This window comes from Clostridium cavendishii DSM 21758, assembly GCF_900141845.1.
Classification (GTDB): Bacteria; Bacillota; Clostridia; order Clostridiales; family Clostridiaceae; genus Clostridium_AG; species Clostridium_AG cavendishii.
Genome location: NZ_FQZB01000012.1, coordinates 240379 through 255088, shown reverse-complemented (window position 1 = coordinate 255088; position 14710 = coordinate 240379). Strand labels below are relative to the sequence as shown.

General features: G+C 26.0%; 15 protein-coding genes. 14 read left to right on the top strand and 1 reads right to left on the bottom strand.

Going from position 1 to position 14710, the window contains the following annotated elements:
• The 13 genes from BUB01_RS23275 to BUB01_RS14860 form a co-directional block, all read left to right on the top strand.
• A partial coding sequence (locus BUB01_RS23275) for a hypothetical protein (protein WP_159433264.1) occupies window positions 1–534 on the top strand: 534 nt, incomplete at its 5' end.
• Between the two features lie 61 nt (window positions 535–595).
• Window positions 596–799 carry a BhlA/UviB family holin-like peptide gene (locus BUB01_RS14920; protein WP_072989556.1) on the top strand — a complete coding sequence of 68 codons (204 nt, stop codon included), beginning with the start codon at window positions 596–598 and terminating at the stop codon, window positions 797–799.
• A gap of 16 nt (window positions 800–815) precedes the next feature.
• The gene (locus tag BUB01_RS14915) at window positions 816–1877 is read left to right on the top strand and encodes a peptidoglycan recognition protein family protein (RefSeq protein ID WP_159433263.1); all 1062 of its coding nucleotides are present in this window, start codon (window positions 816–818) and stop codon (window positions 1875–1877) included.
• Between the two features lie 20 nt (window positions 1878–1897).
• Window positions 1898–2365, top strand: a complete 468-nt coding sequence (locus tag BUB01_RS14910; protein WP_072989550.1) for a hypothetical protein — start codon at window positions 1898–1900, stop codon at window positions 2363–2365.
• 88 nt (window positions 2366–2453) lie between these two features.
• Window positions 2454–3092 (top strand): LptM family lipoprotein, encoded by a 639-nt coding sequence (locus BUB01_RS14905; protein WP_072989548.1) that lies wholly within the window; start codon window positions 2454–2456, stop codon window positions 3090–3092.
• A gap of 225 nt (window positions 3093–3317) precedes the next feature.
• Window positions 3318–5126, top strand: coding sequence for a polymorphic toxin type 50 domain-containing protein (locus BUB01_RS22765; protein WP_084108842.1), 1809 nt, complete (start codon window positions 3318–3320; stop codon window positions 5124–5126).
• On the top strand, window positions 5126–5611 hold the full coding sequence (locus tag BUB01_RS14890) for a hypothetical protein (RefSeq protein ID WP_072989546.1): 486 nt from the start codon (window positions 5126–5128) through the stop codon (window positions 5609–5611). The genes BUB01_RS22765 and BUB01_RS14890 overlap by 1 nt, the downstream gene beginning before the upstream one ends.
• A 64-nt stretch (window positions 5612–5675) precedes the next feature.
• Window positions 5676–6188 carry a DUF3267 domain-containing protein gene (locus tag BUB01_RS14885; protein WP_072989544.1) on the top strand — a complete coding sequence of 171 codons (513 nt, stop codon included), beginning with the start codon at window positions 5676–5678 and terminating at the stop codon, window positions 6186–6188.
• A gap of 109 nt (window positions 6189–6297) precedes the next feature.
• Window positions 6298–7065: a hypothetical protein gene (locus BUB01_RS14880; protein WP_072989542.1), complete on the top strand. Its 768-nt coding sequence runs from the start codon at window positions 6298–6300 to the stop codon at window positions 7063–7065.
• A 293-nt stretch (window positions 7066–7358) separates the two neighbouring features.
• Window positions 7359–8042 carry a hypothetical protein gene (locus BUB01_RS14875; RefSeq protein WP_207649997.1) on the top strand — a complete coding sequence of 228 codons (684 nt, stop codon included), beginning with the start codon at window positions 7359–7361 and terminating at the stop codon, window positions 8040–8042.
• Between the two features lie 1120 nt (window positions 8043–9162).
• Window positions 9163–9477 carry a hypothetical protein gene (locus tag BUB01_RS14870; RefSeq protein WP_072989538.1) on the top strand — a complete coding sequence of 105 codons (315 nt, stop codon included), beginning with the start codon at window positions 9163–9165 and terminating at the stop codon, window positions 9475–9477.
• A 217-nt stretch (window positions 9478–9694) separates the two neighbouring features.
• Window positions 9695–9931: an excisionase family DNA-binding protein gene (locus tag BUB01_RS14865; RefSeq protein WP_072989535.1), complete on the top strand. Its 237-nt coding sequence runs from the start codon at window positions 9695–9697 to the stop codon at window positions 9929–9931.
• Between the two features lie 879 nt (window positions 9932–10810).
• A complete protein-coding gene (locus BUB01_RS14860; RefSeq protein ID WP_072989533.1) occupies window positions 10811–11029 on the top strand; it encodes a hypothetical protein in 219 nt (72 codons plus the stop codon).
• Between the two features lie 138 nt (window positions 11030–11167).
• On the opposite strand, the gene BUB01_RS14855 is transcribed toward BUB01_RS14860, so the two are convergent.
• The gene (locus tag BUB01_RS14855; RefSeq protein WP_072989530.1) at window positions 11168–13075 is read right to left on the bottom strand and encodes an NAD(+) synthase; all 1908 of its coding nucleotides are present in this window, start codon (window positions 13073–13075) and stop codon (window positions 11168–11170) included.
• A gap of 523 nt (window positions 13076–13598) precedes the next feature.
• Here BUB01_RS14855 and BUB01_RS14850 point away from each other — a divergent pair.
• Entirely contained in the window at window positions 13599–14657 is a 1059-nt protein-coding gene (locus BUB01_RS14850) for an alanine racemase (protein ID WP_072989528.1), read from the top strand.
• Window positions 14658–14710: the final 53 nt, after the last annotated feature.

Below are 14710 nucleotides of genomic sequence, written 5' to 3'. Positions count from 1 at the left end.
GAAAACTACTACAAAGATCGTATTATAGCATCAGTAATTCATAACTATAGTGATAATGTATGCCAACAAATAGATAATGTTGGAAATGGAGCAATATTAAAGCTTAAAAATGCATGGAATCCTATTAGAAGAGATGATAAAAATTCAGATTTCGTAGGAACTGGTAATTTTATAGAATGTTGGTACAATGATTCTTCTGAAAAATTACCAGATGGAGAACCTAAAACTAAAATTGCGTGGCTAGTAGAACCTTCAGGGCAGTTTGCTATAGGAAATCCTAAAACAGAATTTGGTATACAAGTAGCTTCAGTAGAAGATAGAAATAAATTATTTACTGTTAAAAATATTAATAATAGAGTTTTATCCGTATATAAAGACCATATCGAGGTACCAGCTGTTACATTTGAACCAACATCTGATGATCTAGCTTTAAGATTACCAGTATATAGCATGTTTGTTAGAAGCTCTGTGCCAAATAAGTTATGGTTTAAGGATTCAACAGGAAATATAAGAGAAGTATTATTAGGAGACTAAGAACTTTCAATATAAGAAAGTTCTTTTTTTATATAAAAAATCAGAAAAAGGTAGGTGTAACATGAATGGATTATTAGAAGCAGCGGTAAATCAAGGGCTAGGATATGGACTTTTTGTTTTTCTACTCCTGTACGTTTTAAAAACTACAGGAGAAAGGGAAAAGAGATACCAAGATTTATTAGATAAACTAAGTGAAAATTTCAATATAGTTGAGAATGTTCAATGTGATGTTAAAGAAATTAAAAATCATATATTTAAAAAATAAAAGGGAGATGGGAATATTGAAAAAACAATTTAAAATCTTATCATTGTTAGTAGCTCTAGTAGCTACTTTTTCTTTTTCTTCAATTATGGTACAGGCAGTACCAGTTAATCAGCAACTTATTAATAATAACCGAAGTTATAGAAGCTTAAATCCTATAGGAATTATAATCCACGATACTTGTAATGCAGGAGCAACAGCACAAAATAACAGGGATTACTTCAATAGGGTATATGTAGGAGCTTCGGCGCATTATTTTGTGGATTGGAATGGAGTAATACAGACTATTCCGAGTAACGAACAGGCATGGCACGCTGGTGGTTATGCAAATAGAAATTATCTTAGTATAGAGATGTGTAATCCTAAAAATGGGGACCAAGAAGCATTTGAAGAAGTATATAAGAATACAGTAGAGCTAGCAGCACAAATATGTAAAGAACATGGATGGAATGCAAATGCTAATATATATAGCCATAAGTATATATCAGATGCTTATCATCAAACAGACCATCAAGATCCTTACGCATTTCTTTCTCAATATGGTAAGTCATGGAGTCAGTTGTGCAATGACATTCAAAGAGCTATTAATGGACAAAGTATAAATATAACTAGTCCTAAAGAAGAAAGTAAGCCAGTAGATGTTAAGCCTTCAAATGGGTTTACTTATGCAAATAATGCTCAGATAGTAAATGACCTTTTCTATACAAGAAATGAAAATGGAGATGTAGTACCAGGTAGGGTAAATATAGGAGACAAAGTTACTATATTAGATGTTTCATATTCTAAGCAATTAGTTAAAGTGCAATATCCTACTCCAAATGGAGTTAAAACTGCATGGATAAGAAATGCAACTAATTGTATTAGTTATTTTTATAAGAATCAATACAAAAATGGAAGTACTATAGAAAATGTTTATCAAAATGCTAATTTAAGTAGTAGAATAGGTAATTTATCAAGGTATGAAGCAGCTACTGTTTTATACAGGGAAAATGGGAAACTGCATGTTTTATATAGTACAGATAAGGGACGATTAACAAAATCAGGATTTGTTAATTGGAACGATCATTTCAATAAATTTTAATTAGAAAGAAGGAATATATTATGAAAGAACAACTTTTAAATCAAATAGTACCAATTTTAATAACTACTATAGTAGGTATTATAGCAACTATAATCAAGACCATAGGAGATGCTGTAATAGAGTTGATTAAAGCTAAAAAAGAAGAAGCAACTCAAAAAATTATACAAGGTAATCATGAGGCACAAGTTAAAACAGCTTTAGAGGTATGGAATATAGTAGAAGAACATTTTAGAATAAATGAAGCTATAGGAGAGACTATACAACTTAAGATTGCTATGTTTAATGAATTATTATTAAAGAAAGTACCAGGACTAACTCAAGAGCAGTTGGATTATTTAAGGCAAACTATAGCAGGAGAATTTAATAAAGGTAAACAAGCTCTTGCAGAAGATAAAGCTAAACAACAAGCACAAATGAATATTCAACTACAGGCAGAAAATGAAGTATTAAAAAATAAATTAGCTACAATTCAAAATACTGTAGCTTAGTCAAAAGCTAGTATCTATTAATTTAGATGCTAGCTTTATTTTTTTATCCTTTTTTGGTAATATAAAGTAGGTGAGGGGGAATGAAGAAATGAAAAAAATGTTAATATCATTAATGCTAGTATGTTCTATAGCTACTTTAGTAGGTTGCGGTAGCACAAGTGCTAAAGAAACTAGCTCTAATAAAGAAACTAAAAAGGAAGATGTTAAAAAGGAAGCTAACACTAAAACAGTGTACAACCTTACTTTAACAGCTAACGCAAAGATAGAACCTGTTAAAGGGGATAGAACAAAGGATAACGTAGCACAAGAAAATGGAGAGTATTTCGCAAATGGAAGCGATGTAGTTAAAGCTACTGATTACAAAGATATTGTTGTAGATGTAGATGCTAAAAATGATACTGATAAAGTAATAAGTTTGAGTGAAATTAACTTTGGTGCTGAATTACAAGATGGCTATAAGCTAAAAGGTAATATATCACTTACAGGAAATAAACAAGAAGATCAAGTTCAAAGTAAATCAAACGGAAAATATACGCTTCATTATTTTGTTAAAAATGATACGAAAGCAGAAAAATTAAAGTTAACATATTTATTAATTAAGAATAAAGATGAATTTAACAATCTTATTAAAGATCCTAATATAACTAAGATGAGTAAAGAAGAAGTAGCAGAAAAATATAAGGATGTATTTACAAGTATAGAATTAGAAACTGATATAAAGAAATAATCCAAGAAAATATAATTACAGATAATAAAATAAAAGAGTATGCGTATTAATTTATGCATACTCTTTTACTTATTATGTTTTATATTATAGTTATTGAAACCCATAAAGTTAGGAAATAATCATTATCCTTGTGTTTTATATATCAATATTAAGATTATAATTACATAATTGTAAATAATATGTTAAAATAGTAAATGATTTTAATTTTAAAGGGGGAAAATCAAAATGTATAATAAATTAAAACATTTTACATTTGTATTTACAATTTTCTTTTTCATTAGTCTTATAGGTACATATGCTTTACCTACACAATTTAATAATAAATACATAGGAGAAAATAAAGAAGTTAAAGCTGTTGCAGGAGTTGATGATGCTATTGAAATAAGTGTAGGTGGAGCAATATTTGTTTTAGCTTTAAGTGCTGTAGCCTTGGGTAATATCTCTCATTCTATGTCTAATGGTGAAAAGATAGACTGGGGGTCTGTAGGAAGAGATTGTAAAAATAAAGCTATTGAACTTAAAGATGATGCAGTTTTTATGAAAAATGTGGTTATTGATAATACAAAAAAAGAAATTTATATGACTCAAACTGCTATACAGATGTTAAAGAAAGCTTATCAAGATGCTACTGCTCCTAACAGTATTAATATTACTGACTTTGATTTAGCATCTAGAAGATTACCAGATAGATACAATTCGTATGTTTTAAATGATGTTTCTAGTGGTTGTTATAGTATTACAGTTTATGATAATTCTAAAATGTCTGTTTCTACAACGAAAGATACGATCACTTATAATGGTACTGATAGGGTCTATGTTGTTTTATTTCGTGCTAATAAATCTTATCACGATACAGTTTTTCATGATGTTAATGGTTCTGCTACTTTTGGAAATTCTTCTCCTGTTATTTCTTCTGGTTTACTTAATAGTTCTGTTTGTGCTGACCCTGTTTCAGAAGGAGTCAAATCTTTACCTTCAACAGGTTCTGTAGCTATTCCAATGAGTAAATTTCATGAATGGGTGAAAAATCCACCAACTACAATACCAAAAGATATACCAGCTATCAGACAAGTAGCAGACAAAGATATTCCTACTAATGTTATTAGTCTACAAGATATTAAAGATAGTATAACTAATGAAGGATGTTCAACAACAGAAGAAGCACAAGAAAACATAAAACCAACAACTGATTCATTAACAGTGCAAAGATATATAAATGGTAGACCAGTAGTAATAAATCAATCTTTACAAAATGCACATATAAAAGGGACAAAGGCATATGAAGCAGATATAGCAAAAGGTATAGCTAGAAGTTTATTAATTGAAGATGCTGATTTCTTACTTGATTACTATGCAGGGACAGGATATAAAATCAATGATTATACTGAATTAGTAGACTTTGAGGATACGATAGGTCAATATTATGATACAAACACTAAGGCTTTTGGAGATACCAGTATAGGGATTATAATATATGGTATTAAGGGGGCACATATTGTACCCATTAAACATGAAAGCAAAAAACATAAAAAAGCCGAGCCGGGAACTATTGAAAAGAAAGGTACTGCAACTGATTATACAAATAAAGCTGGCAATAAAGTAAGAATTAATGGCAAAGCTAAAAATACAGTAAAAGGTTCAATAGATGCTAAGAAGAATAATCCGAAAAATGATGGTGAACAGGTGGAAGGAGAAGTTGGGGAATATGTAAATAGCAAGAAAGATGTCACATCATTTGGAGATAAAGTGAAAAATTTGACTACTGGAGAAAATGCTGGTGATATTGATGTAGCTACTGAGGATGAGCTTATAGAAGTTAAGAAAAGTATGAGTTCATTTAAAGAAACTCAAATAGAGAAATATATAAATGATGAAGACCCAAACTTTTTTAATTATGCAAAGAAAAAAGTTATATTATATGTAAAAGAAACAATAGAAATGAATAAATATAATACTGAAATAATAGCAAACTTAAAATCAAAAGGAGTAGAAGTTGTTAATTCTTTAGAGGAGTTAGGGAGGATGTTAAAATAATGAGTACGATGGGGTTTATATTAAAAAGTAGATTAGAATACTCAGTTGAAAAGCTTTTGTCTGATATAATCATTTCTGTATTTAAAGCTGATATAAATTTAGTATTTGGTAATAGAACGCGCTATAGGGAAGATGGAAGTTTTAAAGCAGTAGAAATGACAATATCTAAATATCCATTATATAAAGATAATTCAGAAACCTTTAATTTTTGGATAGAATCAATTGAGGAAAAGCATATAGAATATAAAGATACAGAGTTTGATTGGGTTGAAAAAGATAAAAAATTACACAATATTGCATATATAGATAATGTACGAGATTATGAAGAACTTGCTTTTAAATTTGTATATGAATATTTAAAATTAAATCCTAATGATTATTTTTGGTTTGAGGATGATTATGCGTTTAATTTTGAAGATATGGAAAGATTAAGTAAACTTCCATTTGATTCTAATTGGTGTTATAAAAACCCAAAGAACTTATAATATTAATAGATAAAAGTTTAAAAGCGAAAAGACATGTCAATACTTCAATTAGGAGGTGTTGGACATGTCTTTTATAATTACAAAGAAAACGCATATATTGTGCCTTGTTATAGCTTGTATAATAGTTGTTCTACAAATGGATACAATAATAAAAATTAATGCTGATATAATTGAATTATTTCAATCTCATGTAGTTTTAAAGTATTATTTAATGCTATTAGTAATATCAGTCATCAATACAATAGCCCACGAACTAATACATGGATTAGCTTATAAAATGTTTGGTGGTAAATTTAAAATAGGATTTAAAGGTATATTTGCCTATACAAAAGAAACTACAGGAATTAGATTAACAGTTATAGAATTTACTATAGTATTATTAGCGCCAGTAACATTAATATCTGTTATATCTTTATTTATACCAATAGTAGGTGGATTAATATTTTATATTAATCTATTGGGAAGTACAGGTGATTTATTAATGGCCTTTTGGTTAATTAGGGCAGATAAAAATTCACTAATATTAGATACAGACAAAGGTTTTGATGTAATAAAAAATATAAAAATCTTAAAGTAATTCTTAATTAACTCTATAGAAATTGTAATAAGTTTAAATATTTTAAAAAAGGATTTTGGAAATTTTTGTAGTAATATAAGGTAGAGAGAAAATTTAAGGGGGACATACTATGAATTTCTTAAAAAAGAAGGTATTTATAATACCAGTAGCAATAATTATATATATTTCTTTATTTTTTATTTCCTCAAAGCTTGGAGGAGCTATAACTCTAATTGGAGGATTCGGTGTATTATTTTATTTATTTAAGAAAAATGATAAATTTAAATCTAAGCACATTTTATTAAAGGGTATTTCTACAGGACTAATAGCTATATTTACTTTATTTATAGGTTTTGGAGGATTAATTTATGATCCTAAAGAGGCAAAAGAAATACAACTAGCTCAAGAAAAGTTAAAGGCTGAAAAACAAGTAGAAGAAGATAAGGCAAAAGAGAAAGAAACAAGAGCTAAAGAAGAAAAGGCTAAAGAAGATAAAGAAAATGAAGAAAAAGCTAAAAAAGCACTTGAGGAATCAGCTAAAATAGCTGAAAATACTAAGAAAGAAAAAGAAGCAGAAGAAGCTAAGAAAAATATTGAAAGTCAAAGTACTAAGGATACAGAAAAAACAACAAGCACTGATAATAGTAATTCCAATGTAAGCAAAAGTAATAATTCTAACACTGCTAACACTTCTAATAGTTCATTTGGTAACTCTAGTGCTAAAGATGTAACTACAAATGAACCTGCAAAAGATAATAAAATAGTTTATTGGGTTAGTAAGGGGAAATCTTATCATTGTAGAAGTAATTGTGTGGCTTTATCAAGAAGTAAAAACATATTATCCGGACCAGCATCAAGTTGTCCTAAGACAGATCCATGTAACGATTGTATAAAATAAAATTAGAAAGTGTCAGCTTCTTAAGTTGGCACTTTTAAGATAGAAAGGTTTTTGTTATGGGTTGCATATTTTATATAATATTACTTTTATTTTTGGTATATATATTAAAAATAGCTATTGTACGATTCTTGTATTTAATTTTTCAAAAAATAAAACAACTTAAGATTAAATTTAAAAATTTGAGAACAGATGTAAAAAGAAAAATAATATTTTTATTAAAAAATATCAAAAAAATTAAATATAAAAATATAAAAATAAGAATCAATGAATTTTTTAATAAAGCAAATCTTTTAATGATAACCATAATTATAGCAGCATCTAGCTCATTTGGATTTGCTATATTAATGTATATATTGAATCATATTAATATATATACATATAATAATATTTTGTCATTAGTAACAACAGTGTTTTTTATCATATTTGTGATGTTATGCTTATTATGGCCTAATAAAGATAATAGTAGTATATTTACTATAGAAAAAGTCATATATTTATATTTTTTAATGTCAGTTGCTTTTATGGTTAGTTTCTGGTTTTTTATTGAAAATGGTAAAATATATTTGAATGAAATTAAATATTTCATTGTTTTTGGATTAATTACTATTTTAATAGCGGCAATTTTTTTAATTCTAATATTAAAAATTTTAAATAATAAAATATTAAAAATATTTTTTTCTATACCAATTTATCTTATAACTATATTATTTTGTAGTTTAATATTTGGGTTTTATTATGCCAATATTAATTCAAATTATAATTTAATAATAAAAGAGTTTATTGAAAAAAAAGATATTATTGGGATGATAAAAAATTTAATTAAATTTGGGATGAAGTCTTTTTATAATTATCCAAGTGATATAGAGTTTGGGAAAATACCAATAATTCAATTTTTTTCAGGAAAACTATTGGACTTATTTATGTTAGGATATATTTTTTCAGAGATAACTAAAAATAAAAATATTAAAAATAATTAGTAATGTGAAAAAAGTTATTAAAAATAATAAATAAATTTAATAAAAATAAATATATTATAATTAGGTTAATGAATTTTAATGTATATATAAGTTCTAATTAATTTTCTACATTCAAAATATTAGAAAATATAGACGATTCTAAGTGTTATAAATGAAGATTATTTATTAAATCATATATAAAACAATTTATAAAAAATTATTAAACACTACTATTTGATTCAAAAATATATTGAAATCTTACTTCAAGTAACATTAATAATTTAAAGAAAAAATAATTAAAATAATTTATTAAAATTTATAAATAAAATTTTATAAATTAAACATACTATGATTAGAAGATATAAAATATTAAAAATGAATGTTGACAATTAAAAATATATTTAAACAATTATTAAAAATTATAAACAAAGTATCTAAAAGCTAAAAAATAAGGAACCTAACAACAGATTCCTTATTAAGATAAATTATTTAAAATTTAATTATGTTATTAATAATAGTAACTTGAATATTAATAACAATTAGATTAGACTTAATAAATATTAATTTATATTCATTAGATATTAAACATAAAAGTTTAGTAATTATAACTTTTAAAATCTTAATATTTAAAATTTTCATATGTAAAATCTCCTTTCTAATAATATTGATTAGAATATTATTAATTTTTTGTAATATTAGTTTTAAACTAAAAAAAATAATTATTCTATGATAGTTAAGGATGGTTTTACTGTATTATGTATTTATGGTGCCAATTTTTAAATTTGGTGCCTTTTTATTTTTATAAAAATTTATAAATAAAAGTATAAATATTATTACACCTTAGAAAAAATATAACCCAATATAAAATGCGAAAATATACCAATATTACAAATGAAGATAAGGCAGAGTATACGGGAGTTAAAAATAAGATTAAAATTAGGGTGCATAAAAACAATGATTATCACTGGGAAAACTAATAAATAGATTATAATAAAATTAAGGATGAAGAATATACTGAGGTATCCAATTCATTAGCTACCTTTTTGATAGACTCTTGGATGAAATAATGTATAGCTGATTCAATACATTATATATTATTTTTATATAAGGCTAATTAAAATTTAGAAAGAGGTAATCGAATATGGGAGAAATAATAATTTACGAACCTAATTTAACAGAAGAAGAAAATGAGAAAAATTTGAAAGAACTTTGTGGGATAGTAGAATGTATTTTAGAATCTAACCATAATTACCAATATAAGTTTGTGGTTGATATTGAAAAATTAAATAGTAAATGTAGCTATGAATCAATTTTAATAAATAAAGATGTAAAAATACATAATAAGATTGGAAAAATAATTTGTATTGAAAAAGATGCATTTTATAGAGTTAAATTAATAGAAGATAATCAAATATGTTATATACCGATTGAAAATATAGAAAAATATTTGATTTAATTGATTTTATTATGGATGAAAGATTATTTACAGTTAAAGATTTAAGAGTAATTCTAAATAAAGAATTATTAAGTGACTAATGAAGATAATTGAAGAGTGAAATCGAGAAGTATGTAACAATAAAGAAATAATGCAAAATTTCTAAAATGACTGTCAAAGGGGAATAATGTTTTATGAACAAATTTTTAAATAGTTATATAAGGTGGTGAAGTAAATTATGGAAGAAAAACTTTTACAAGAAATACTTACTGAAATAAAATCATCTAAAAAGGTAACTTTAACAGTAGCAGAATGTTCCGAACTTATGAATATAAGTAAAGATAAAATAAGAGAGTTAGTTAATAAAGTAGATACAGATTTCCCGTTCTTTAAAGTTGGAGTTAAGGTTTTAATTAATAAAGATATGCTAGATAATTGGCTAGAGAAAATTAGTAAAGAGCATAGAGAATTATAGATTATTTATAAAAAAAGAGGTAGAGATGCTTTTGGTAAATGCAAATTCAATATTAGGAACATATAAAATATTAAGTTTTAAATAAATAGGATTAAAGAGAAGGAAAGAAGTTGGGAAAAATAATAATTATAAGTATTTATAAAACTGAAATATAACTATTATTTATATAAATAATAGTTATATTTTTTAAATCATTATTAAAGTAATGAAGATTAATACAATTTTTGCCGTCAAAAAATCGTCAAAAACTATTAGCATATTAAGCTAGATTTTAGATATAATAAATCACTAAAGAAATTATAAATTGGCTTAAATACTACAGTTTAGATTATAATATATGAAGTTTAATCATATATTTATATGATGTGGGATAACGTTATGAATAATTGGCATTAAGCCTTTGAGTCCTTGCAATTACTAAGTTGTGAGGACTTTTGCTTTCTCTAAAACACTAAACGGCATAAATTCGGCATAAAATAAGATTAAAAAATTTTATTTATTAGATTAGTAGCATTTTGAAGCATATTATCAGTAAAGTGACTATATGGTTTCATAGTCTGTTTTATATCATGGCGAAACAATTTAGTGGCAGTTTTTAATAGTTTAATATTTGTTAACAATACTGATATTATTATACTTAATTATATAATAATTAAATATGATAAATTAGAAAATATTAGGGGAAGTATGAAAAAATTTCTGCCTATTTTTTAGATTATTATTCAAATATTAAAATAACTTTTAATTAACTCTATATAAATTGAAATAATCTTAAATATTTTTTAAAAAGGATTTTTGTAGTAATAGGTTTTAGAAAGAAAAGTTTTAAAATCTAGTGTACTAACTTGTACACTAGATATGTTTTAGAGGTGATAAAATATGAATGATAATATAGATAATAAAATATTTATAGTGATAGGCTTAATATTGTTTAGTCCTTTAATAGGAACTTTATTGTTTCATATATATTCATATATTATAGGTTTTTTAATATCAACAAATATAACTGTGAATATGATTTGGTTTAGTTGTATATTAAGTGTAAATATTATAGGTATTATAATTGCTAAAAATGGGAAAAAGCTATTATGTGATTAATTATGTTTTACACTAGCATTAGAAAATAATATATTTAAAGGATTGAAAATCAAAAAGATTAATAGAAAGAGATAGCAATAGTTAAATTGCTATCTCTTTTATAATCTAAATAAGATTTAATTTTTTTATAAGAAAGAATTAATTTATCCAAAGGTTAAAGCTTGCATCAGATGGCATTCTTAAATCACCTCTAGGAGATAAAGAAATAGTTCCTACTTTAGGACCGTCTGGAAGCGCAGAACGTTTAAATTGTTGGGTGAAGAAACGTCTTAGAAATTTATCTAGCCATTTTTCTATAGTTTCTTTATCATAATCTGATTTAAAAGCTTCTAATGCTAAAAATAATATACGTTCTTTACTTGAACCATGTCTTATAAAATGATATAAGAAGAAATCATGTAATTCATAAGGCCCTACTATATCTTCAGTTTTTTGTGCTATTTCTCCATTTTTATCTTTTGGAAGCAGTTCAGGACTTACTGGAGTATCTAAAATATCAAGAAGCGTATTAGATACTTCTTTAGTACTTTCTTTTTCAGCTACATATTTAACTAAATATCTAACCAGCGTTTTTGGGATGGAGCAATTTACAGAATACATACTCATATGATCTCCATTATATGTGCACCAACCAAGAGCAAGTTCTGAAAGATCACCCGTTCCTATAAGAAGTCCCCCTTCTTTATTTGCAATATCCATAAGAATTTGCGTTCTTTCTCTTGCTTGAACATTTTCATAAGTTACATCATGTATATTTTTATCATGACCAATATCTTTAAAATGTTGAAGAGCTGCGTCAACTATGTTTATTTCTCTAAGATCACATCCAAGTTCTTTACACAATGTTAAAGCATTATTATAGGTTCTATCTGTAGTGCCAAATCCTGGCATAGTTATGGTTACTATGTTCTTTCTTGGTATTTTAAGCATATCAAATGTTTTAACAATGACTAAAAGAGCTAATGTTGAATCTAGTCCTCCAGAAATGCCAATAATAGCTTTTTGAGAGCTAGTGTGCTCAAAACGTTTTGCTAGAGCCGAGGTTTGAATGTTAAAAATCTCCATTGAACGTTCTTCTCTAAGTTTTAAATTGCTAGGAACAAAAGGGTGTTTATCTATAAATCTATTAAAGGTTGTTATGTTTAAATCTTTTAATGTAAAATTTATTTCTCTAGATGTAAAAGGTAAAAGCTTTATAGAGTCTCTAAAGCTTACATTTTTCATTCGCTCAGAATTAAGTTTAAATACATCTATTAAAGAATAAATTATTTCATTTTCTCTTTGAAATCTAGAATTTTCCCTCAATATTGAGCCGTTTTCAGAAATCATCATATGACCACTAAATAATAGATCTGTGGTAGATTCATGTACACCAGCAGATGCGTATACATATGCACTTAAACATCTAGCGCTTTGATTCTGGACAAGACTTCTTCTGTAATCACTTTTAGAAACCAATTCGTTTGAGGCAGACAGATTACCTATTATATTTGCACCAGCTAGTGCTAAATAAGAACTAGGCGGTATTGTAGTCCATAAATCTTCGCAAATTTCAAAGCCAAATTTAAAATCGCCGCTTTTAAATATAAGATCTACACCAAAAGGAATATCTTTTTGAGAGTTAAATTCTATATATGTATCTTTTATAGAGTGTCCTTCGGTAAACCATCTCTTTTCATAAAATTCAGTATAATTTGGTATATAACTTTTTGGAACTATACCAAGTAATTCACCTTCAAATATTATATAAGCACAATTATATAATGTATAGTTATGAAGGAGAGGTGCGCCTATTGCAATTAGCATATCCAGACCTTTAGAATATTTTAATATATCTTTAATACCATCATCTGATGCCTCTAAAAGAGTGCTTTGAGTAAAGAGATCAGCAGAAGTATAGGATGTTGTACAAAGTTCTGGAAAAACTAAAAATTTAGTTTCATTTTTATGAGCTTCATCTATAAGAGATATAATTTGTTCTACATTATATTTAACATCACAAACCTTTAATTTTGGGCAAGCTGCGCCTACCTTAATAAAATCCATATAATCAACTCCATTTATAAAATTCTATATACTTTTCCTCTTTTAGTATTTGTGTTTTGAAGATTTTATATCCATTATGTCATGGAAAGATTTTAACTATTAGGGTAAAAGTACAATTTTAATATTAAATGTATAGTAAAAGAAAATCAATAAATTTAATGATTATTATGTAAAAAAGATGATATAATTACTTATAAGTGAGAATCCAAATTTTAATTTGGTTATTTGAACTTACTCATATGAACGATAGTGAATGGGAGTTTCATTTAAGCGAGAATCCAAATTTTAATTTGGTTATTTGAAGCTAAGTGACATTATAAATTTTTAGTTAATGGAGCTTACTCTTTAAGAGTACTCATACGAATGTAATGAGTAGGAGTTTACTTTATAATATAGAAATATATTGTTTTTAGGGGATTTTGGAGGGATATATGGCTATAAAAATAATAATTTTAATTGTATTTGTTGGCTTATTAATTTGGATAGAGTCAAAGAGAAGTAACTTATAGGAAAGGAAAAGAGAATGAAAAATTTTTGGTGTGAAGTAGATTTAGATAAGATACAACATAATGTGGATTTAATTAAAGGACTTTCAAATAAGAAAAAATTTATGGCAGTTTTAAAAGGGAACGCATATGGGCTTGGTATTGAAAAAATAGCTGAATTTTTGGAGGACAAGGTAGACTATTTTGCTGTAGCTGATTTAACTGAAGCAAGAAGAATTAATACAGAGAAAGAAATTTTGCTTTTAAGTCCATTAGTTAGTAAAGAAGATTTTGCCGTAGATATGGAAAATTTAATTTATACAGTGGATAATGAAGAATTATTAGAAAGTTTAGATAAGGAAAAAACATATAAAATTCATATTTATGTAGATACAGGCATGAGTAGAATGGGAATTAAACTCGAAAATTTAGATAAGGTTATAGAAAATATAAATTCTAATTTTAAAAATATAATAATAGATGGTATATATAGTCATTTACATAATACTAAGGATGTAAAATATACTTTAAAACAAATAGAGAGCTTTAAGAAGGTAACCCTTAAATACAAGGATAGCATACAAAATATTCATTTATTAAATTCATCAGGTTTATTAAAAGAAGATGTTAGGAAGGCTGTAGATTTTACAAACTTAGTTAGGTGTGGGAATGTTATTTATGGTTATGATGGATTTTCAGTAGGTTTTAAAAAAGTTTATAGTTTTAAAGCTAAAGCTGTTAATAAGCATAAGGTTAAAAAAGGTAGCTTCGTAGGTTATAGTTTAGCTTATAAAGCAAAAAGGAATATGACTATTGGAGTATTAGGTTTTGGAAATATAGAGCACTTTGGTTTTTCAAAGGATGTTAAGCATAATGTTTTCTATGATTTACTTAAAGTTATATATAATCATATAAAGTTTAGACCTGTAATATTTAAAGGAAATACAGGAGTAAAAATATTAGGAAGACCAAATATGAACGTTACACTTATTGATTTTGATAACTTTTCTATGGAAGATGTCTTTACTGTAGATATATCTCCTATATTAGCAGATTCTGCTATAGAAAAAGTTTACAAAAGGGAAATCAACGAATGATAATATTTTTTAAACGCCATATAATTCGTCTAAACACGAATTATATGGCGTTT